The organism is Bradyrhizobium sp. UFLA06-24 (genome assembly GCF_054967145.1).
This window is the reverse complement of sequence record NZ_JADFUE010000067.1, coordinates 1-21040: the sequence shown is the minus strand read 5'-3', so window position 1 is coordinate 21040 and position 21040 is coordinate 1. Positions and strand designations below refer to the sequence as shown.

22 protein-coding genes and 1 pseudogene are annotated in these 21040 nt (G+C 65.3%); 11 read left to right on the top strand and 12 right to left on the bottom strand.

Going from position 1 to position 21040, the window contains the following annotated elements:
• Positions 1–73: 73 nt before the first annotated feature.
• Positions 74–2242: a putative bifunctional diguanylate cyclase/phosphodiesterase gene (locus tag IF809_RS32345; RefSeq protein WP_462839555.1), complete on the bottom strand. Its 2169-nt coding sequence runs from the start codon at positions 2240–2242 to the stop codon at positions 74–76.
• A 415-nt stretch (positions 2243–2657) separates the two neighbouring features.
• On the opposite strand from IF809_RS32345, the gene mepA reads away from it, so the two are divergent.
• From mepA to modC, 5 genes and pseudogenes are all read left to right on the top strand, one after another.
• A complete protein-coding gene (gene mepA, locus IF809_RS32340; RefSeq protein WP_453981588.1) occupies positions 2658–3602 on the top strand; it encodes a penicillin-insensitive murein endopeptidase in 945 nt (314 codons plus the stop codon).
• Between the two features lie 212 nt (positions 3603–3814).
• Positions 3815–4317 (top strand): annotated as a pseudogene (locus IF809_RS32335) (hypothetical protein).
• A 193-nt stretch (positions 4318–4510) separates the two neighbouring features.
• Positions 4511–5296: a molybdate ABC transporter substrate-binding protein gene (modA, locus tag IF809_RS32330; RefSeq protein ID WP_462839554.1), complete on the top strand. Its 786-nt coding sequence runs from the start codon at positions 4511–4513 to the stop codon at positions 5294–5296.
• 19 nt (positions 5297–5315) lie between these two features.
• Positions 5316–6011: a molybdate ABC transporter permease subunit gene (gene modB / locus IF809_RS32325; protein ID WP_462839553.1), complete on the top strand. Its 696-nt coding sequence runs from the start codon at positions 5316–5318 to the stop codon at positions 6009–6011.
• 1 nt (position 6012) lies between these two features.
• Positions 6013–6675, top strand: coding sequence for a molybdenum ABC transporter ATP-binding protein (modC, locus tag IF809_RS32320; RefSeq protein WP_128963734.1), 663 nt, complete (start codon positions 6013–6015; stop codon positions 6673–6675).
• Positions 6676–6844: 169 nt separating this feature from the next.
• Here the strand turns inward: modC and IF809_RS32315 are convergent, their stop codons facing one another.
• Both IF809_RS32315 and IF809_RS32310 read right to left on the bottom strand, forming a co-directional pair.
• Positions 6845–7105: a PepSY domain-containing protein gene (locus tag IF809_RS32315; protein WP_128963733.1), complete on the bottom strand. Its 261-nt coding sequence runs from the start codon at positions 7103–7105 to the stop codon at positions 6845–6847.
• 167 nt (positions 7106–7272) lie between these two features.
• Positions 7273–9066 (bottom strand): potassium/proton antiporter, encoded by a 1794-nt coding sequence (locus IF809_RS32310; RefSeq protein ID WP_453981585.1) that lies wholly within the window; start codon positions 9064–9066, stop codon positions 7273–7275.
• Positions 9067–9282: 216 nt separating this feature from the next.
• Between IF809_RS32310 and IF809_RS32305 the strand changes: the two genes are divergently transcribed.
• Positions 9283–10599 carry a mechanosensitive ion channel family protein gene (locus IF809_RS32305; protein ID WP_164938416.1) on the top strand — a complete coding sequence of 439 codons (1317 nt, stop codon included), beginning with the start codon at positions 9283–9285 and terminating at the stop codon, positions 10597–10599.
• Positions 10600–10728: 129 nt separating this feature from the next.
• On the top strand, positions 10729–11547 hold the full coding sequence (gene map / locus IF809_RS32300; protein WP_092292883.1) for a type I methionyl aminopeptidase: 819 nt from the start codon (positions 10729–10731) through the stop codon (positions 11545–11547).
• A gap of 14 nt (positions 11548–11561) precedes the next feature.
• On the opposite strand, the gene IF809_RS32295 is transcribed toward map, so the two are convergent.
• On the bottom strand, positions 11562–12158 hold the full coding sequence (locus IF809_RS32295; protein ID WP_128963731.1) for a bifunctional transcriptional activator/DNA repair enzyme AdaA: 597 nt from the start codon (positions 12156–12158) through the stop codon (positions 11562–11564).
• Between the two features lie 132 nt (positions 12159–12290).
• On the opposite strand from IF809_RS32295, the gene IF809_RS32290 reads away from it, so the two are divergent.
• The gene (locus IF809_RS32290) at positions 12291–13214 is read left to right on the top strand and encodes a DMT family transporter (RefSeq protein WP_128963730.1); all 924 of its coding nucleotides are present in this window, start codon (positions 12291–12293) and stop codon (positions 13212–13214) included.
• A 53-nt stretch (positions 13215–13267) separates the two neighbouring features.
• Positions 13268–13981, top strand: a complete 714-nt coding sequence (radC, locus tag IF809_RS32285; RefSeq protein ID WP_128963729.1) for a RadC family protein — start codon at positions 13268–13270, stop codon at positions 13979–13981.
• A 7-nt stretch (positions 13982–13988) separates the two neighbouring features.
• On the opposite strand, the gene IF809_RS32280 is transcribed toward radC, so the two are convergent.
• Together IF809_RS32280 and IF809_RS32275 are read right to left on the bottom strand one after the other, a co-directional pair.
• Positions 13989–14399: a VOC family protein gene (locus IF809_RS32280; RefSeq protein ID WP_453981580.1), complete on the bottom strand. Its 411-nt coding sequence runs from the start codon at positions 14397–14399 to the stop codon at positions 13989–13991.
• A 25-nt stretch (positions 14400–14424) separates the two neighbouring features.
• On the bottom strand, positions 14425–15006 hold the full coding sequence (locus tag IF809_RS32275) for a TetR/AcrR family transcriptional regulator (RefSeq protein WP_462839552.1): 582 nt from the start codon (positions 15004–15006) through the stop codon (positions 14425–14427).
• A 157-nt stretch (positions 15007–15163) separates the two neighbouring features.
• On the opposite strand from IF809_RS32275, the gene IF809_RS32270 reads away from it, so the two are divergent.
• On the top strand, positions 15164–15589 hold the full coding sequence (locus tag IF809_RS32270; RefSeq protein WP_462839551.1) for a Tautomerase enzyme: 426 nt from the start codon (positions 15164–15166) through the stop codon (positions 15587–15589).
• A gap of 60 nt (positions 15590–15649) precedes the next feature.
• Here the strand turns inward: IF809_RS32270 and IF809_RS32265 are convergent, their stop codons facing one another.
• Positions 15650–15955, bottom strand: coding sequence for a hypothetical protein (locus IF809_RS32265; RefSeq protein WP_128963725.1), 306 nt, complete (start codon positions 15953–15955; stop codon positions 15650–15652).
• Between the two features lie 82 nt (positions 15956–16037).
• A complete protein-coding gene (locus IF809_RS32260; protein WP_128963724.1) occupies positions 16038–16412 on the bottom strand; it encodes a hypothetical protein in 375 nt (124 codons plus the stop codon).
• 273 nt (positions 16413–16685) lie between these two features.
• On the opposite strand from IF809_RS32260, the gene IF809_RS32255 reads away from it, so the two are divergent.
• Positions 16686–18083: a peptidoglycan-binding protein gene (locus tag IF809_RS32255; protein ID WP_462839550.1), complete on the top strand. Its 1398-nt coding sequence runs from the start codon at positions 16686–16688 to the stop codon at positions 18081–18083.
• On the opposite strand, the gene IF809_RS32250 is transcribed toward IF809_RS32255, so the two are convergent.
• From IF809_RS32250 to IF809_RS32235, 4 genes are all read right to left on the bottom strand, one after another.
• Positions 18080–19360 carry an RNA polymerase sigma factor gene (locus tag IF809_RS32250; RefSeq protein ID WP_462839566.1) on the bottom strand — a complete coding sequence of 427 codons (1281 nt, stop codon included), beginning with the start codon at positions 19358–19360 and terminating at the stop codon, positions 18080–18082. The two genes, IF809_RS32255 and IF809_RS32250, sit on opposite strands and share 4 nt — an antisense overlap.
• A gap of 31 nt (positions 19361–19391) precedes the next feature.
• Positions 19392–19799 carry a YciI family protein gene (locus tag IF809_RS32245; protein WP_128969128.1) on the bottom strand — a complete coding sequence of 136 codons (408 nt, stop codon included), beginning with the start codon at positions 19797–19799 and terminating at the stop codon, positions 19392–19394.
• Between the two features lie 139 nt (positions 19800–19938).
• On the bottom strand, positions 19939–20634 hold the full coding sequence (locus IF809_RS32240) for an AprI/Inh family metalloprotease inhibitor (protein ID WP_453981573.1): 696 nt from the start codon (positions 20632–20634) through the stop codon (positions 19939–19941).
• Positions 20634–21040, bottom strand: a 407-nt coding sequence (locus IF809_RS32235) for an NAD(P)-dependent oxidoreductase (protein WP_462839549.1), incomplete at its 5' end; no start/stop codon positions are given. The genes IF809_RS32235 and IF809_RS32240, both read right to left, overlap by 1 nt.

The window sequence follows — 21040 nt, the reverse complement described above, 5'->3', positions numbered from 1 at the left end:
CTCACCCGGCGCTTCGCGCCGACCTCTCCCGCAAGCGGGAGAGGTTCATCGAGAGAGCGGCGCGTCCCTGACGTCACGCCACCAGTGCGGCGTCCTCGTCCGCGGCATCGATGCCGCGCTGCGCCGCCAGCAGGCTGATGATCTCGGCGTTCGGCCGCGCCTTGCTGAACAGAAAACCCTGGCCCTCGTCGCAGCCTTCGGTGCGGAGGCAGCTCAGCTCGGCTTCGGTCTCGACGCCCTCGGCGGTGATGATGACCCCGAGGCCCTTGCCGAGGCTGACGATGGAGCGGATGATCGCCTGGGCTTCGCGGTTGGCCCCCAGGTCGCGCACGAAGGACTGGTCGATCTTGATCTTGTCGAAGGGGAAGCTGCGCAAATAGCTCAGGCTGGAATAGCCGGTGCCGAAATCGTCCATCGAGATGCGCACGCCAAGGGCGCGCAGCGCATGCAGCGTCGCCAGCACCTGCGAGCTCTTCTCGAGCAGCAGCGTCTCGGTGATCTCGAGCTCGAGCCGGCGCGGCGGCAGGCCGGAATGTTTCAGCGCGTCCGTCACCATCGAGAGCAGATTGCCGCTGCGGAACTGGAGCGGCGACAGGTTGACGGCAACGCGGACGTCATCGGGCCAGGTCGCCGCGTCGAGGCAGGCGCGGCGCAGCATCAGGCCGCCGAGCGGATTGATCAGGCCGGTTTCTTCCGCGACCGGGATGAATTCGGCCGGCGAGACCATGCCGCGCTCGGCATGCGGCCAGCGGACCAGCGCCTCGAAGCCGGTGATGCGGCCGCTGGAGAGGTCGATCAGCGGCTGGTAATACGGCCGCAGCACGTCGTTCTGGATCGCATCGCGCAGCTCGACCTCGATCTTGCGGCGGCTCTGCGCTTTTGCATCCAGCGCGGCCTCGAAGAAGGCGAAGCTGCCGCGCGCGTCGGATTTGGCGCGTGACAGCGCCATGCCGGCGCTCTTGAGCAGCTTTTCGGACTCCTCGCCGTCGCCGGGGGACATCGCGATGCCGATGGAGGCGCCGATCACCACGGAATGGCCGTCGAGCAGATAGGGATCGGCGATGGCTTCGAGCAGGCGCTTGGCGAGGCCCACGGCGTCTTCGGGCCGCGTCAGGCCGCTTTGCACGACCGCGAACTCGTCGGAGTTCAGCCGCGCCAGCATGTCCTCCTCACGCAAGGTCGAGCGCAGGCGCTTGGCGACGCCGCGCAGCAGCTTGTCGCCGACCGCATGACCCAGCGTGTCGTTGACCGACTTGAACTTGTCGAGCCCGAGCATCAGCACCGCAGCCTTTTCGGGGCTGCGGCGCGTGTGCAGCAGCATCTCGTCCATGGCCTGGCGCAACTTGTTGCGGTTCGGCAGCCCGGTCAGCGCGTCGTGCTGAGCCATGAAGGCGAGCCGCGCCTCGGCGCGCTTGCGTTCGGTGATGTCCATCAGCGCCAGCAGCACCGCGGGCTGTTCGTCGTAGGTCAGTTCGCGGGAATAGATCGCAAGATCGATCAGCGCGCCGTCGGCCTTGACGTGCTTCCAGGTGCGGCCGGCCTGCTCCTCGCCGGAGCGATCGACGGTCCAGGGCGGCTCGCTGTCGAAGGCCTGCAGAGAGCGGATCTTCAGCCGCTGGAACTCGGCACGGCCATAGCCGTAATGTGCGATCGCGGCATCGTTGACGCCGAGGATGCGCTCGTCGTCCAGCGCACAGATGATCATGGGAACGGGATTGCCGTCGAACAGCAGGCGGAACGAAGCCTCGCGCTGCTTCAATTCGGTGATGTCGACCCGCAGGCCGACCACGCCGCCGTCATCGGTGCGGCGTTCCTCGATCAGGATGACGCGGCCGTCGGACAGCGTCTGCTCGTGGCGCTTGCCGGGCTCGTAGAGCTTCTTCAACCGGGCGGCGATCCATTCGTCCTCGTGGCCGGCGGCCTCCGGATAGTCACCGCGGGCGACGCCGACGCGCAGCGTGTCCTCGAGGCGCGCGCCTTCCTGAAACAGGTCGGCGGTCTTGCTGTAGATCTCGGAATATTGCTTGTTCCAGAGGACGTAGCGACCTTCGGGATCCAGAATGACGATGCCTTGCGGCAAGAGGTCGACGGCCTGGCGCAGCCGCTCGTGCGATTTGCGCGCCTCCGCGATGGCAGCGTCAGCCTCCGCACGGCTCTGCACGAGCTGGTCGCGTTCGATGAGCGGACGGGGCGTGCGTGCAAAGCGCGGCTTGCGGGGCTGTCGGCCGCCTCCAGCAAGCACGGTGCGCTTTCGTTTTTTTGTTTCTTTGGACCCCAAACTCAACTTCACACGTCCTAGCCGCACCCAGCGCCGCAAGTCTTGCTCCAAGTGTCTGAAAGAAAAGTAATCCGGGCCGGCGCCGGTATGGAGCGGCCGCTGCGCGCCGGATTGATTGCCCGTTTGCAAGGCGCGAGAAAGCGCGCCGAACCTGCTCCGCGTCGCAATCGGCGCGCGAGGAGATGCAAAAACGCGCAGTCTCCATGAATCAATTCCGGAACAGAGATCGCTTGCATGCAGGTCGCGCGCGACTCACGTTCCGCGCACGAATTTTGGTCAATGCGGGATAGAGTTATCGCGCCGTTAAGAATCGCCGCCGGACCACGGCGCCGGATCGTTCGGTGACCCTGCCGCGGCATTGGGCTATAAGGATGTCAGCATGAGTCCCCGCCGAATCGCCCCTCTCCTGCTTGTCATGACGCTCCTGGCTGCCGGCGGCGCGCTGGCCCAGGACAAAGGCAGCGTCAACCCGAAGCCGTTGCCGCCGCTCGCCCATCCGAACGACCCCAAGACCCCTGCCAAGGAGCTGTTCGCACGCAAGCTGCTGCCTTCTGCCGGGCCGGCGCACGTCATCGGCTCTTACGTAAAAGGCTGCATCGGCGGCGCGCAGCAGATGCCGCTCAACGGCGACGTCTGGCAAGTGATGCGGCTGTCGCGGAACCGCAATTACGGCCATCCCGACATGATCGCGCTGATCAAGCGCCTCGCTGCCAAGGCGCACAAGGACGCAGGATGGCCGGGCATTCTGGTCGGCGACATCGGGCAGCCGCGCGGCGGGCCGGCGCTGTCAGGCCATGCCAGTCATCAGATCGGTCTGGACGCCGACATCTGGCTGACGCCGATGCCGGACCATCGGCTCTCGCGCGAGGAGCGCGAGGAGATGTCCGCGGTGATGATGGTGCGCGAAGACCGCCTCGACATCGATCCGCGCGTGTTCACCCCAGGCCATGTGCTGGTGTTGCGCGATGCCGCGCAGGAGCCGGCGGTGCAGCGCATCTTCGTCAATCCCGCGATCAAGAAGGCGCTGTGCCGCGAGGCCAAGGGCGATCGCTCCTGGCTGTCGAAGATCCGCCCCTGGTGGGGCCACGACTATCATTTCCACATCCGCATGCGCTGCCCGGCGGGATCAGGCGAATGCGAGGGCCAACCGTCGCAATCCGAGGACGAAGGCTGCAAGCCCTCCGATTTCGCCTATTGGTTCAGCGAGGGCGTGCTGCATCCCAAGCCGCCCGCCGAGCCGCCGAAACCGAAGCCGCCGATCACGCTGGCCCAGATGCCGGCGGCCTGCAAAGCCGTGCTGCACGCGCCGGATGCGAAGCGCTAGCGAGTGCTGTCGCCTCACCCCCACCGTCGTCCCGGGGGCGCGAAGCGAGCTTGGGTTGACGAGGAGTTGGTTGGTTCGCGCGCTCCCAATGCGCTAGGATGATCGCGCCGCTCGGCCGTCAGCCCGCGGCTTTTCCGGGATGCGCATCCCGTTCACCGACAAAAAACAGACTGCACGCCCGCATCCCGCGTGGCCAACGATGAGAATTCGACATGCGCATCCTCGCTCTCCTTGCCGTGCTCTCGATCAGCGCGACCTCTGCCCTTGCCGCGGAGGAGCCGAGCGGCTGCGACAAGTTCAAATGGCCGATCGAGCGTGAGCGCGCCGCGCTGACCGCACCTGATCGTGCCAAGCTGGCCTCGGGAAGCGAACAGGCTGCGATCCCGTCAGGGGCGATCACGCTGGCGCTGGTCGCGCCGCAGGAGGCGAACCTGCCCTCGCCGCCGGAGCGGGCACCGAACACGGCACCTTTGCCGGCTTCACCAGCATCAAGGCCGCGAAGGCCGGGCTCTACACGATCAGCCTGTCTTCGGGCGCCTGGGTCGATCTGGTCCAGGAGGGTCATTTCCTCAAGCCCGTGGCTTTCAGCGGCGCGACCGATTGCGACGGCATCCGCAAGACCATGAAATACCAGCTCTCGGACAAGCCGTTCGTGCTTCAGATCAGCGGCGCCAAGGACAATTCGCTCTCGATTTCGATCCTGCCCGCGCAATAGGCGGATTGGCTGGATCAACGACCGCCTTTGACCTCCGGCCCCAGCCTGCTATCTTCGCACTTGCGATCTCCCCGCCGGCCGTAAGCCGTTGCGGGGCCACGTGGAGCAGCGCTTCCGCCCGTCGCGATCGATCCACCCAACGCCAGGTTTGCGCGTGCGTCCTGCGCGCGCGGGCTCGCACGGAGCGCCATCCATGTCTCGACTTGCCGGACTATTCACCGCCTTCATCCTGCTCGCAGGCACGAGCGTCTCGCCGGCCGCCGCCGAGGACAAGACCATCACGATCTTCGCTGCGGCGTCGATGAAGAACGCGCTCGACGAGGCCGATGCCGCCTACACCGCCAAAACCGGCGTCAAGTTCAGCGTCAGCTATGCCGCAAGCTCGGTGCTCGCCAAGCAGATCGAGCAGGGCGCGCCGGCCGACGTGTTCGTCTCCGCCGACACCGACTGGATGGACTATGCGGTGTCCAAGAAGACCATCAACGAGGCATCCAGAGTCAACCTGCTCGGCAACACCATCGTGCTGATCGCGCCGAAGGATTCCAAGATCGACAACGTCACCATTTCGCAAGGCTTCGACCTCGCCAAGCTCGCCGGCGACGGCAGGATCGCCACCGGCGATGTGAAGTCCGTGCCGGTCGGAAAGTACGCCAAGGCGGCACTGGAAAAGCTCGGCGCCTGGCAGGCGGCCGAGCCGAAATTCGCCATGGCCGAGAGCGTGCGCGCCGCGCTGACGCTGGTGGCGCGCGGCGAGGCTGCGCTCGGCATCGTCTATTCCACCGACGCCAAGGTCGAGCCCGGTGTGAAGATCGTCGGCACTTTCCCGGCGGACTCGCATCCGGCGATCATCTATCCCGTGGCGGCGACCACGACCGCGAAGGCCGAGACCCGTGATTATCTCGCCTTCCTGCGCACCTCCGCCGCCAAGACCATTCTGGAAAAATACGGCTTCAAATTCCTGATCAGCCCGACAACATGATTCTTGCCATCTGATTTTCGTGTTCGACATCTCTCCCGCCGAATGGAGGGCGATCCTGCTCTCGCTCAGGGTCGCCATCATCGCGACGCTCGTGGCAACGCCGTTCGGCATTGCCCTGGCGTGGCTGCTCGCCCGCAAGGAATTTTGGGGCAAGTCGGTGCTGGATGCCGTCGTGCATCTGCCTCTGGTGCTGCCGCCTGTCGTCACCGGTTATCTGCTGCTTCTCACCTTCGGCCGCCGCGGCCTCGTCGGCGGCTTTCTCGCCGATCATCTCGGCATCGTCTTCGCATTCCGATGGACCGGAGCTGCGCTCGCCTGCGGCGTGATGTCGTTTCCGCTGCTGGTGCGGCCGATGCGGCTGTCGATCGAAGCGATCGACCGAAAGCTCGAGCAGGCGGCCGAAACGCTTGGCGCCGCGCCTTTCAAGGTGTTCTTCACGGTGACGCTGCCGCTCGCGCTGCCCGGGGTGCTCGCCGGCATGGTGCTCGGCTTTGCGAAGGCGATCGGCGAGTTCGGCGCTACCATCACCTTCGTCTCCAACATCCCCGGTGAGACCCAGACGATTTCGTCGGCGATCTATTCCCTGATCCAGACACCGGACGGCGACGCCGCCGCGGGACGGCTGGTGATCGTCTCGATCGTGCTCGCCCTCGGCGCGCTCATCGCCGCCGAATGGTTCGCCCGCCGCGCCACGCAGCGCCTGCACGGGAATTGACATGCTGCGTGTCGATGTCGAAAAACAGCTCGGCGAATTCCGGCTCGAAGCCTCGTTCTCGAGCCAAGGCCGCGTCACCGGCCTGTTCGGCGCCTCCGGCGCCGGCAAGACCTCGCTGATCAACATGATCGCTGGCCTGCTCCGGCCCGACCGCGGCACCATCGTCATCGACGGCGAGACCGTCGACGATACCGCTGCCGGCATTCATGTGCCGACCTGGCGCCGCCGCATCGGTTATGTGTTCCAGGACGCGCGGTTGTTTCCGCATCTCAACGTCGCGCAAAATCTCGACTATGGCCGGCGGATGAACCGCCTCGCGTCCGATCCGGCCCAGCACACGCGGGTGGTCGAGCTGCTCGATATCGGCGCACTGCTTGACCGCCGCCCCGGAAAACTTTCGGGGGGCGAACGCCAGCGTGTCGCGCTCGGCCGCGCGCTGCTGTCGAAGCCGCGCCTGTTGCTGCTCGACGAGCCGCTCGGCGCGCTCGACGAGGCCCGCAAGCTCGAAATCCTGCCCTACCTGGTGCGCTTACGCGACGAGGCCAATGTCCCCATGGTCTATGTCAGCCACGACGTCGCCGAGCTGCGCCAGCTCGCGACGCAGATCGTGATGCTGAAGCAGGGCCGCGTCACGTCGTTCGGCGGGGTGAAGGTGCTGACGTGAGGGCCGACATGAGTGCGCTGGCTAGAGTTGCCCCGCTCTAGCCTCAACCACCGCAGTCATGCCCCGGCTCGACCGGGGCATCCAGTACGCCGCGGCCTCTCCGTATCCACGCGCCGTCTCTGGAATACTGGATTGCCCGCTTTCGCGGGCAATGACAGCGTGACTGTGGCTACCAGCCGCGATCGACGTTGCGGACGTCGCCGGTCCGGGCGTCGACGTCGACCTCCATCCAGCGACCCCTGATGTCGCGACCTTCGATCTGCCATTCATCGCCAAGGAAATTCGTGTCCGAGACCGTGACCACACCAAGATCGGTCGCGACGTCCAGCGCGACCTGCATCGAGACCTGGTCGCCGGTGTCATAGGCCATGGCCGGCGCCGCTGATCCCAAGCCAAGCGCGATCATGGCGGGCAGGATGAGTTTTCGCATGGATTGCTCCTGTCAGTTGCGTTGACCGTTACGCGGCTAAGAACGGACAACGCCGCGGAGCGTTCCGGAACCAGGAGTCACGAAGCCGCGCAAATTGTCGGCGGTTGCGGCGATTTGGTGGCGGTTTCCGTCATTCCGGGGCGAGCCCCGGAATGACGATGAGGGAGCTAAACGCCCGCCACCGAGGTCCATATCTCCGCCAGCTTCTGCCGCAGCGCTTGCCCGCGCGTCAGCGGCGCCGGGGTCTCGTCCTCTTCCGGCAGGCGCAGGCCGACGACGTTGACGCGGCCGCCGGAGATCGAGCGCGCCACCAGCACGATGGTATCGAGCGCGAGCTCGGCGCCCTCCTTCGGCGCGCGGTCGAGATGGACGTCGAAATAATCGGCCAGCGTCAGCTTGGCCTCGTCCTCGCCGATCTTCACGCCGTAGATCTCGGCGAGCTCGGCGAGCGTATGCTCGCCGGACACCATGAAGTCGCCGAGCAGATGCGGGTCGGGCGCCGTGCTCGGCTGCATGTCGACGAAGAAGCGGTCGAGCGCCTCGGCCTTTTCCGGCGGCGCCAACAGATAGATGTAGTCGCCGGGCGCGACCGGCTCGGCTTCCGTCGGTGTCAAAATATGCTCGTTGCGGATCACCAGCGTCGGCTTCGACCAGGACGGAATCAGCCCGCGACGGAAGTAGAGGCTCTTCGGCCGCACCGGATAGCCGACCAGTTGCTGCTCGAGCTGGCCGGGCAGATCCAGCTCGACCCGGCGCGGGCCGCGCTCGGCGCGCGGCAGCGCCACATGCAGTTTTCGCGCGGCCGGTGCCAAGGTCCAGCCTTGCAGCAGCAGCGAAATAATCACGACGACGAAGGCGACGTCGAAATAGAGATAGGCTTTCGAGAGACCCACGAGCATCGGGATCGAGGCCAAGAAGATCGCGACCGCACCGCGCAGGCCGGTCCAGGCGATGAAGATCTTTTCGCGCCAGTTGAAGCGAAAGGGGGCCAGGCACACGAACACCGCGATCGGCCGCGCCACCAGCATCAGCACCAGTGAGACGGCGATTGCCGGCAGCACGCTGGAGCCGAGCCGGCTCGGCGACACCAGAAGGCCGAGCAGCACGAACATCACGATCTGTGCCAGCCAGGTCGCCGCATCCAGGAACGCCACCACCGAGTTATGCGCCCGCGTCGGCCGGTTGCCGATGATGATGCCGGCGAGATAGACGGCGAGGAAGCCCGAGGCGTGCATGATCTGCGAGCCGCCGAAGATGACGAGCGCGGCCGTGGTGACGAACGGCGCGTGCAGGCCCTGCGGCAGCGCGACCTTGTTCAGTCCGATCACGACGAGACGTCCGCCGATCACGCCGACGACCGCGCCCAGCAGCGCCTCCTGCACGAACTCCATCGCCACATGGCCGGGCGAGCTCGCGCCCAGCGAGATGTATTCGACCAGCATCAAAGTGAGGAAGATCGCGAAGGGGTCGTTGGTGCCGGATTCCGCTTCCAGGGTCGCCCCGACACGCGGGCGCAGACGCAGGCCCTGGGTGTGCACCAGCAGGAACACGGCGGCGGCATCGGTCGAAGCCACCACCGCGCCGACCAGCAGCGATTCCGTCCAGTTGAGGTCGAGCGCGTATTTCGCGAATGGCGCCGTGATCAGCGCGGTCAGCAGCACGCCGGCGGTCGCGAGCATCACGGAGGGCGCGAGCACGGTGCGGATGCTGGCAAAGCGCGTCTTCAAGCCGCCGTCGAACAGGATCAAGGCCAGCGCCACCGAGCCGACCAGATAGGTGGTGCCGACATCGTTGAACTGGAGCTGGCCGGGGCCCGCATCGCCTGCCAGCATGCCGATCGCGAGGAAGACCAGCAGCAATGGCGCGCCGAAGCGCAGCGCGAGCAGGCTCGACAGGATACCGGCCATGACGAGGACGGCGCCGAGCAGAATGGCGATGCTGAAGGAGTCGAGGGAGGCCATCCACCTTCCGGGTACAATTCGCTGAAATTGCATCCTTATCGTCGCAGCACCGGCGCGCCAACCCATTTCTCCCGCTCGCGGCAATCTGACCGTATTTTGCGGCCTTAACGCGCTTCACTTCGCGGTGTATCGATGGCCCGGCCGCTGCCTTTGTGGGATTCTGCGGCGCCTTCGAATCACATCCTCCCGCCTACTCTTCCCGACGAGACCGCCCCGATGGACATGGACCTCAAAGACCTCATGGAGTTCGTGCAGACCACCGCGCGCAGCGTCGGGGCGGAGATCGCCTCGCCCTGGTTCTACCTGCAATTCGGGCTCATTCTGGCAGCGGCCGGGATCGCCTATGCGGCCGAAGCCGCCATGCGTAACCGCGTCGACATGAGCTCGCTGGCGATGCGCTGGCCGCTGCCGCTCCGGCATTTCGCCCGCGTGATGGTCGCGAGCGCCTCGACGGCGGTGTTCACCCTGCTCGTCATCGTCTCGCGCGTGGTGATGTATCACGCGACCTGGCCGAGCCGCAGCTATCTGCTGATGGTCGCCGCCAAGCTGGGGCTCGCCTGGCTCGCGGTCCGGCTGGTGACCTCGGTACTGCGCAACGCGTTCTTCGTCAGGCTGGTGTCGGTCGCGGCCTGGTTCGTCGCCGCGCTGTCCATCCTCGGCCAGCTCGATGCCACGGTTGACCTGCTCGATTCCTATGCGATCGTGCTCGGCGGTCTCAGGCTGACGCCGCTCCTGGTGCTGAAGGCCGGCGCATTGCTGATCTTCGCGCTCTGGCTCACCAACATCGCCAGCAATTTCGCCGAGAGCAAGATCAACTCGACGACCGATCTGACGCCGTCGGTCCAGGTGCTGCTGATCAAGATCATCCGCATCGGGCTGCTTGCCGTCGCAATCGTCATTGCGCTCGGCACCGTCGGCATCGATCTCTCCGCGCTTGCCGTGTTCTCCGGCGCGGTCGGCGTCGGTATCGGTATCGGCCTGCAGAAGATCGTCGCCAACTTCATCTCCGGCATCATCCTGCTCGCCGACAAATCAGTGAAGCCGGGCGACCTCGTCACGATCGGCGACAATACCGGGCGCATCAGCGCGATGAAGACGCGCTATATTTCCGTGGCCGCCGGCGACGGCCGCGAATTCCTGGTGCCCAACGAGGATCTGGTGACGCAGAAGGTCGTCAACTGGACCTACACCGACAAGAACACGCTGGTGAAGATCACCTTCGGCACCAATTACGACGCCGACCCGAAGCTGGTCTGCAAGCTCGCAATCGAGACCGCCTCAGCCCATCCGCGCGCGCAGAAGGGCAAGCCGCCGAACTGCCTGCTGACCGAATTTGCCGAAGCCGGCATGAAATTCTCGCTGACGCTCTGGCTCGCGGATCCCGACGGCATGGATGCCGTCAAGAGCGACGTGATGCTGGCGCTGTGGGAGGCCTTCAAGCGCGAGGGCATCCGGGTTCCCTACCCTGTCCGCGAAATCCGCGTCCGCGGCGGGGCGCTGCCGGTCGAAACCACCGTAGAAGTCCCGAATTAAGCCGGTTTCGGACGCAAGGGCGGCAAGCTTGCCTTGCACTAGGGCCGGCAATCATTAAATTAGGGCCTGAAATCAAGCCTTTCCGCCCGTACTGAAACCGGGCTTTCAAGCCCAGAAGACAATATCCGCATGAGCTACGTCGAAGCCACCGATACCTCCCTGCGCAAGACCGGCCAGATCAAGCTGCACGGACCGGCCGCCTTTGCCGGCATGCGCAAGGCAGGCGCGCTGGTGGCGAAGTGCCTCGACGAACTCACCGACATCGTCGGCCCCGGTGTGCCGACCGAGCGCATCGACGAATTTGTCCGCGACTTCGCCTTCAGCCACGGCGCCTATCCGGCGACGCTGATGTATCGCGGCTACCGCTACTCGACCTGCACCTCGCTCAATCATGTAGTCTGCCACGGCATGCCCGGCGACCGCCCGCTGAAGGAAGGCGACATCGTCAACATCGACGTCACCTTCATCGTCGACGGCTGGTACGGCGATTCCAGCCGGATGTATGCGGTCGGCCCGATTGCCCGCAAGGCCGAGCGGCTGATCGAAGTGACCTATGAAGCGATGATGCGCGGCATTGCCGCCGTAAAGCCCGGCGCCACCACCGGCGATATCGGCCACGCCATCCAGAGCTTCGTCGAGCCGCAGGGCATGAGCGTGGTGCGCGATTTCTGCGGCCATGGTTTGGGGCGCATGTTCCACGACGAGCCGAACATCATCCATATCGGCCGGCCCGGCGAAGGCGTGCAGCTCAAGCCCGGCATGTTCTTCACCATCGAGCCGATGATCAATCTCGGCAAGCCGCATGTGAAGATCCTGTCCGACGGCTGGACCGCGGTCACCCGCGACCGCTCGCTGTCGGCACAGTTCGAGCACTCGGTCGGCGTCACCGCAACGGGCGTTGAGATCTTCACGCTATCGGAGCGGCACGGCGAGAAGCAGATCGGGTGATCTTGTCGCCCAGGCTATCGCGGCCGGCGAAACGATGATGGCGGCCGTTTGTAGGTCGCGGCAAACGCATCGTTAAAGCGGCGCACGCTGCCGAAACCGGCGGCGAAGGCAATCTCGGCCAGGGTCATATCAGTCTGATCGATCAGGCGCTTGGCTTCCTGCACGCGCCGGGTCGCGGCGATCTCACTGGGGCTGGCGCCGGTGTGGCGCAGGAACAGACGCAGCAGATGGCGCGGCCCCACGCCGAGCGCTTCCGCAAGCTCCGCCATCGAGTCTCGGTCCAAAAAACCATCATTAATCAGGCGCATTCCGCGCGCCACGGTCGTGGCTGTTCCCATCCAGGCAGGCGAGCCCGGCGCGGCTTCCGGCCGGCAACGCAGGCATGGGCGAAAGCCGGCGCGTTCGGCGGCCGCTGCAGTCGGATAGAAGGTGACGTTCTCCGAGCGCGCGGGGCGAACCGGGCAGACCGGCCGGCAGTAAATCCGCGTCGAGCGGACACCGGAAAAGAACAGACCATCGAATGCGCGCGCACGCGCCAGCCGTGCCCGGTCGCACGTCTCGCGGTCGAGATGCGGTGGTAACGCTTGCGGCTGCGGAAAGCCCTTCATCATCGCGAAATCATAGTTGGGTCGCGATGCTCCGAGTAGCCGAAATCGGACTCGATCGGACGATGAGGTCCGAATTCAGCCAGCCCGCGCCACCGCGTCCGGAGCATGATGTCGAACGATCCCGGAGCAAATCGCATGAGCATGCAGGCACCACGGGCAATTTCGGAGCGGACCACCCTATCGCTGGAGTTCGGGCTGTTGGTGTTGCTCTCGCTGATCTGGGGCAGCTCCTTCACGCTGATCAAGGTGGCGCTCGCGACGGTACCGCCCTTCACCATGGTCGCCGGGCGGGTCACGATCGCGGCAATGCTCCTGATCTGCATCGCGATCGGCCAGGGACATTCCCTTCCCCGCCAGAGATCGGTGTGGGCGGCTCTCCTCGTGCAGGGTCTATTGCAGAGCACATTGCCCTTCACGCTGATCAGCTGGGGCGAAACGCAAATCCCAAGCGGACTTGCCGGTGTGCTCAACGCGACTCCGCCGCTGTTCGTGCTCTTGATCGCACTGATGACCGGGCGCGGGCGACGCACGATCAACGGCCAGAAGATCATCGGCGTCGCGGCAGGTCTCGCCGGCGTGATCCTGACGATCGGCATCGATGCGCGTGCCGGCGCAGGGGCCGCGCCACTGGCGCAGCTCGCCGTGCTCGGCGCGAGCCTCTGCTACGCGCTTGCGCCGATCTGGGGCCAGCGGTTCTCCAGCCTTCCTGCCATCGTCACGGCAGCCGGCGCCATGAGTTGCGCCGCAATCCTGATGCTGCCCATGGCCGCAATCGTCGAGCGACCCTGGACACTGGCGCCGACGGCGCAGGCGATCGCGGCGGTGATCGCTCTCGCGGTCATCTGCACGGCACTCGCCATGGTGATCTATTTCCGGCTGATCCGCACGCTCGGCCCGCTCGCCACTACCAGCGGCAGTTATTTGCGGGCGGGCTTTGCGGTGATGCTCGGCACAACGCTGCTCGGCGAGCGGCTCACCTGGTCCATTCTGGCCGGAATGACGCTGGTTCTCACCGGGGTGGTTGCTGTCGCCCTGCCCTCGCCGAAACCGCGCCCCTAGCCCGTCGCAATTGACGGTTGCAAAAGCGAACAACCGCGGCAATGCTGCGGCCGATGCCCGCCAAAGCCGACCACGACAAAAGCAAGCCCGACGACACGCCGCATTATCTCGGCCACCGCGAGCGACTGCGCGAACGCTTCTACAGCGCCGGCGCGGACGCGCTCAGCGACTACGAGCTATTGGAGATGGCGCTGTTTCCGGCGCTGCCGCGGCGCGACACCAAGCCGCTGGCGAAGACGCTGATCAAGACGTTCGGCTCGTTCGCCGAGGTCGTCCACGCGCCGGTGGCGCGGTTGCGCGAGGTCGACGGCGTCGGTGAGGCCGCGATCAACCAGCTCAAGCTGATTGCGGCGGCAGTGCATCGCGTGGCCAAGGGCGAGGTCAACAGCCGCAACGCACTGTCGTCCTGGAATGAGGTGATCGCCTATTGCCGCACCAGCATGGCCTTCGCCGACAAGGAGCAGTTCCGCCTGCTCTTCCTCGACAAACGCAACCAGCTCATCGCCGACGAGGTGCAGCAGACCGGCACCGTCGATCACACGCCGGTCTATCCGCGGGAGGTGATCAAACGCGCGCTGGAGCTTTCGGCCACCGCCCTCATCCTGGTGCACAATCATCCCTCAGGCGATCCCTCGCCGTCACAAGCCGATATCCAGATGACCAAGGCGATCATCGACATCGCCAAACCGCTTGGGATTGCCGTGCATGACCACATCATCGTCGGCAGGAGCGGGCATGCGAGCCTGAGGGGGATGCGGCTGATCTGAACAGCTTTCAGGCCGGCGCGCGCGGCAGCGCGCAGTTCAACATCCATTGCACACCGAAGCGATCGGTGAGCTTGCCGTAATAGTCGCCCCAGGGCTGAATGCCGAGCGGCGTGGTGATCGTGCCGCCTTCGGCGAGACTCGCGAACAGATCCGTCGTTGTCTCCTGATCGTCCATCATGAGGATATGGGCGGAGCCGCGCATCGGCTCGGCATCGTCGTTGTCCGATGCGTAGAAGCAGATGCCTGGGCCTTCGAACTTCGCATGCATGATCTTGCCGCGCATCGCAGGATTCCGGAGCGGCATGCCGGGATCGCCGTGACGCAGGATGTCGGTGACGTGGCCGAGGCCACAGGCCGTGTAGAAGGCGAGTGCCTGTTCGCACTGAGTCGTGAAAAAGAGGTAGTTCGACAGGCGCATATCTCGCGCTCCTCGCTTGAATCGATCAGGTTTCTGCGCAGGCCTTGAGCGCGGCAACACGGCAGGCGGACGCGATCGCAGCGCTCACGTCCTTGTCGGCGACGGCCCGCGCCATGGTGACACCGCCGGACAGGATCGAGAGCAGCGCCCAAGCGCGCGCGCGCCGGTCCTTGGCGGAGCGGCCGGACAAGCCCTCCGCAACCGCGTTCACTACGCCCTCGATTTCGGCCTCGAACACGCTCTTGATTCCAACTTCCGCGCGCTGCACTTCGGAGGCCAGACTCTGTAAGGCGCAGCTCGAGCCCAACTCGCAGACCCGCTTCTGGCCGAGATAGAAATCGACGAACGCCGTGACCCACTTGGCGCCGTGCTCGGCACGCATCGCTTCCACGCCCTGACGCAGCTCTTGCAAGCCTGCGATCAGTGCTGCCTTGAAGGCTTCCCCTTTGGACGAGAAGTGGCCGTAGAACGCGCCTGATGTGACCTCCGCCTCCTTGGCGAGACCATCGACGCCGATGCCGCCATAGCCCTGGCGGCGAAAACCGCGGCCGGCGGCGGCGACCATGCGCGCGCGGGCCTCTTCCTTGTGTCCGGATTTATATCGCATCACCGCACCTTTGGATAACGGTCGTTATTTTAATGTTGACGGCATCGCGCTTTCGTGCGAATGCGATCACGATCGTTATATAACGATAGCAATGTTATCGCAAGCCGCGACCGCAGCCGGCGCTCGCGGCGCTCACATCACCAAGGGAGCTCCAATCATGCCGATCACCGTCGTCGCCACGGATGGCATCTTCAGCGCCGCCGCCGAGAAGATCATGTTCGCCGAGCTGACCGCCTCGTTTCTCAAGCATCATGATCTCGCGGGCAATGCGTTCCTCACGCCGAACGTGATCGGCGAGATCAGCACCATCTCGAAAGGCCGGTCCTTCGCCGGCGGAACGTCCAGCGACATCGTCGTGATCGAGCTGAAAGTCCCGTCCTTCGCGCTGGCGAGCGCCGGGCAAAAGGCCGGCTTCATCAAGGAGGCCACCGAGATCGCGTTCAAGGCGGCGGAAGGCCGTCATCCGCGCGAGCGGATCTTCGTCAACATGGTCTATGCGGTGGACGGACTTTGGGGCATCGGCGGCAAGGCCTACACCAATGCCGAGCTCGGCGAGGCAGCGAGCCGGGCCAGCGCTGCCTAAGCACAGCGATTGGACATGGCAACGCCGGCGCGCGCAGGGCAGCGCCGGCGCAACATGAGTTCAGTAGCAGTATCGCGGATCGACCGGGACGTAGCGGCCGTCCGGGCGCTGCATATAGCAGCCGCGCTGATAGGCGTAATAGCCGGAGCGGCGGCGTTCGCCTTCGGCGGCAATCGCTGCCCCCGTGCCGGCCCCGACGACTGCGCCGATGGCCGCACCACGGCCACCGCCAAGCGCGCCGCCCACGATCGCTCCGCCGACACCGCCGAGAATGGCGCCGCCGACAGCATCCTGCGCCATCGCATCATGGACCGGGACGGCCATGGCGACTGCGAAACATGCTGCAATTCCAAGACGTCGAAGCATCCCGAATCCTCCCGTTTGACCGGGCAGTCATAGCGTTTGGCGCAGTTCCGGGCCAGAACAATCTACGGGGTGAAAGCCGCAGCTACGGCTCGACCCAGCGCTGCACGGCTTCAACGGTATCGGCGGGCGTCGTGTTGAAGCAGATGGCGGCCTGTGGCGCCAGGCTGTGGACGAGATTGAGCACCTTCTCGAACACCAGCAGCCGCTCCTTCGGCTCGCGCAGGCCGGCGCCGATCACGATGCAATCGAAGCGCTCGTCGCGCAGCGCTGATGTCACGGCAGCCTCGGCCGCTGTGTCGAGATCGATCAGGCAGCTCGTGACTTCATAGCCGAGACCACGCAGGCGCAGCAGCTGCGCTTCGATATAATTGCGCACGAGCGCCGGCGTGAGCTGCGGAAACGCGCTGTAGTCCGCATTGCCGGGTTCGATGCCGATCGCAAGCACGCGCTTGGCCATCGCGGGAATCCCTCAGCAGACCGTCTCCGTTGCTAACGGATGGCCGCCCGGCGGGTTCCGGGACTGCAATGCAGCGATCACCTGCCTTCGCCGAGGTCGCGTCGTTCGAACGCCATCTTTTCGCGCTGCAGTTGTAAGCCATTTCACATGCTTTCAGGCCGCGGCCTGTCACATTTGCCGAACCAGGCCCAGAGCGCGTAGCCGCTGACAGCGGCGCGGCTCATGCCTGATTTGTTCGATGACCGATATTTTATCTATTCGCGGGAGCGGGAGATGGCGTCATACGAGAGCCTGAAGAGCGATTATGAGAGGAACTGGGCCAATCTCCAGATCCGGCCCGCCCGCCTGGGCGAGGCCAATGCGACGGCACGCAAGGCCCTCAACGGCAAGGCGACCTACCAGCAGGTCGAGCGGCTGACCGGCGTGCCCTGGTACTTCGTCGCGCTGTGCCACTATCGCGAGTCGAACTTCGATTTCGACACCTATCTCGGCAACGGCGAGACGCTGCACCGCGTGACATGCCTCGTTCCCAAAGGGCGCGGCCCGTTCGCCTCGTTCGTCGAAGGCGCCGTGGATGCGCTCAGGATCGAAAACCTGGTGGGGGCGCAGGACTGGAGTATCGCGCGCACCCTGTACCGGCTCGAATGCTTCAACGGCCTCGGCTATCACGCCAAGGGCGTGAACTCGCCCTATCTCTACGGCGGCTCGACCCTCTACGGACCACCCGAGGCAAGGGGCGGCAAATTCGTCGCCGACCACGTCTTCGATCCGAACCACGCCGATACCCAGCTCGGCACCGCAGTGATCCTGCACGCGATGATGTCGCTCGATTCGTCCATCACGATCGGCGACAGCCCATCCATCGCGCCCCGTTCCGAGCCCGACGAGGACATGGCAGCATCCGTGCTGCTGATGCAGCAGACGCTCAACAAGCTCGGCGCCAATCCACCGCTCGACGAAGACGGCATCAGCGGGCCGAAGACCAGGGCGGCGGTCTCGCAATTTCAGCAACAGCACGGCCTCGAGGACACCGGCCTGCTCGACGGGACCACGATCGCCGCCATTACGCGTGCGGGAGTACAACCGGTCCCGGCGCCAAATGTCGATCTGTCCCAGATTCTGAAGCGGCTGGAAGGTCTCGCGCAATTGCTGCAAGGCGCCGGCATGTCACAAGGAGGCGCGCCGTCAGGTGGCACGACGTCCGGAGGCCCGACGGTGTCCCCCAGCGATCCGATCAGCCTGCTCGAACGGCTACTTTCTCTCGTCAACAAGACCGCGCCCATGCCCGGCACAGCCACACCGACCAATCCTACTGCCGTCGACCAGTTGAAGCCGGTGCTCGATCTGCTCGGCGTCCTGGTCAGCAAGGACAGCAAGCCCGTGCTCGGTCAGGTCAATGGCGCGCTTGGCGAAACCATCGGCAAGATGCTTGACGGCAAGAAGACCGCGCTCGGCATCGGCGGCGCCCTCATCACCTCGCTGCTCTCCGCGGTGACGGCAAGCCCCAATGCGGGAGGTCTTGCCGGACTGTTCGGAACGATCGCGTCGGCGGTGCCGGGCCTGAGCCAGTTCGCGCTGCCGATCTCGCTGGCGCTCACGGCCTGGGGCGTGCTCGGCAAGCTGGAGAAATGGGCGCAGGGCACCGCGCCGCCACCCAAGCCGACGACCTAGATATTCCGGGCCTCGATCGCCGCAGCACGTCGCTGCATCAGCGCACGCTCGCGGCCGTTGGTCGCAAGCTGCGCGGCGGCTTCGAATGCCTGGCGTGCCTCCACGAGCCGTCCGAGTTTCTGCAGGAAGTCACCGCGTACGGCCGGCAGATGGTGATAGGCGGCGAGCGCCGGCGTACCTGCGACTGCGTCCAGCACATCGAGACCGGCTTGCGGTCCCGAGGCCATGCCGACCGCGACCGCGCGATTGAGCTCGATGATCGGAGAACGCACCAGCCGTGAAAGCTCAGCGTAGAGCTGCGCGATGCGCTGCCAGTTGGTGGCTCCGGGGGACTCCGCTCTGGCGTGGCACGCTGCGATCGCGGCCTGAAGCGCGTAAAATCCCCCACCGCCGCCGAGCTCGCCGGCTCGTTCGAGCGAGCGCAGGCCACGACGGATCTGCAGCCAATCCCAAAGTGTGCGATCCTGGTCCATCAGCAGGATGGGATCGCCGTTCGCGTCGGTGCGGGCACGTGTGCGCGAGGCATTCAGATCCATCAGGGCGACGAGACCATGAACCTCCGGCTCATCAGGCGCGAGGCCTGCGAGCACGCGGCCCATGCGCAGCGCCTCCTCGCAAAGCTGCGGCCGCAGCCATTCGTCGCCGCGCGCGGCGAGATAGCCCTCGTTGAAGATGAGATAGACGACCTCCAGCACCGAAGCGAGCCGCTCCGACAGCGCCTCGCCGCCCGGCGTCTCATAGGCGAGGCCGGAATTCGATAGCGTCCGCTTGGCTCGCACGATGCGCTGGGAGATGGTGGCCTCAGGCACGAGATAGGCGCGTGCGATCTCGGACGTCGTCAAGCCGCAGATCATGCGCAGCGCCAGCGCCGTTCGCCCCTCGCGCGACAGCACCGGATGACAGGCGGTGAAGATCAGACGCAGCAATTCATCGCCGATGTCGTCGTCGAGCGCGGTGTCAAAATCCGGCACGGTCTCCTGCTCCTGCAACATGTCCCGCGCCAGCATGTCGTGCTTGTCCGCGAGCATCCTGCCGCGGCGCAGATGATCGAGCGCCCGGCGCTTTGCCGTTGTCATCAACCAGGCGCCGGGATTGTCGGGCACGCCGATGGCCGGCCAGGCTTCCAGCGCCGCAACCAGCGCATCCTGAGTCAGCTCTTCCGCAAGCGGCACGTCGCGCAGCATCCGCGACAGCGTCGCGATCAGCCGCGGCTGCACGACGCGCCAGGTTGCATGAATTGTGGCACGGACCGTCTGATCGATGTCGGCGGCCGTCATCGCCGCCGACCGTTGCATGCAGTGCTGTCCATCACGCGTGGGCGGCTACGCTCGACCGCGCGTTGACGTCACAGCCGCCGTCGATACCAGGCGTGGCGAACGCCCGGAGCTCGCAGGTGCCGTCCCAGCCCGGCAGGTGATCGAGGTGCAGCTGCATGAATTCCTTCGCCATGACGAGAGCCTCCGCCTTGTCGCGCAGCTCGAAAATGGCGTAGCCGCCGACCACTTCCTTGGCCTCGATGAAGGGACCGTCGATGACGCTGAGCTCGCCGTCGAGGATCCGCACCCGTGCGCCTGAAGCAAGCGGCATCAGGCCGCCATTGTCGATCATCCGGCCGGCCTTGATCTCCCGCTCGGATATCTTCTGCATGGCCTCCATCAGCGCTGGGGTCGGGCCTTTCATCGGCTGGCTGGAGGTGACGATGTACATGAAGCGCATGCAAATCTCCTGATAAGGCGAGACGCAGCCGGTTGGCCGCGCGATCAGCTCGCTAAGGGGATGACGATCGAGCTGGGACCTGATCGACATGAGCCCCAAGAAAAATCGACACCAGAAAAATTGCTGACCGAAAAACCGCTTATTGGCGCAGCATGATCAGGGGATCGGCCGTATCGGGAACCCGTCGCCATTGCGCGTTGTCGTCGGCCTCGAACTGCCAGACCTCGCCTGATTTCGACATCAGGATGATCTGGCCGCGCTCCAGCCGCCATTGCGTCGGGTTGAACTGGGCGATCGCCGCATCGCATTTCGGCTTGAGGAAGACCTGGAAATTGTCCTGGTCGGCTTCCGTGTTGGTCAGCGTCAGGCCGCAGATCGGCTGGCCGTTGCTGCGGACCATGGCCCAGTCGCCGATCATCTGGTCCATCGACTTGGCCATCGAGCGGGCGGCAGCGAGGTCCTGCAGGATGTAGACCCCTTCGCCCTGCCGCAGGCCTTCGAAGATGCCGGCCTCGACCTCGGTGAAATCGATCACGGATTCACCGGTCGCATCCTGCAAACGAACGATGTCTCCGAGGCCCTTGACGCTCCAGGCGACGATGTCCTTGGTGAAAGGCAGCGCGGTCTTGCAGGCCGGCTCGAGCTCGAGCTTGAAACCCTGCGCGGTCGCATCCCCCTTCATCGTGACGACGCAGGTCTTGCTGCGTTCGGTGGTCGAGAGCTCCCACTGCCCGACCATCTCCTTCTTCAGGGTCGTCGCATCCTGCGCGTGCGCGATGCCGATCGCGGCCAGGTGGGCCGCGACGGCGAATGCAACGATCCGAAGAATTCGCATCAGCGCCCCTTGAACGGCGTTTCCGCAACCGGCGTCAGCGGCGCCTTGCCTGAGAACCATGACTTGAGGTTATCGACCACGAGCTGGTCCATCGCGTTGCGCGTGACGACCGAGGCCGAGCCGATATGCGGCAGCAGCACCACGTTCTGCATGGTCTTGAGCTCATCCGGCACGTTGGGCTCGGCCGCGAACACGTCGAGCCCGGCGGCGAGGATGGTGCCTGACTTCAGGGCCTGGACCAGCGCGGGCTCGTCGACGACGGAGCCGCGGGCGACGTTGATCAGCACGCCGCGCGGGCCGAGCGCCTTGAGCACCTCGGCATTGATCATCTTGTTGGTCGAGGCGCCGCCGGGCACGATCACCATCAAGGTATCCACCGCCTTCGCCATCTCGATCAGATCAGGAT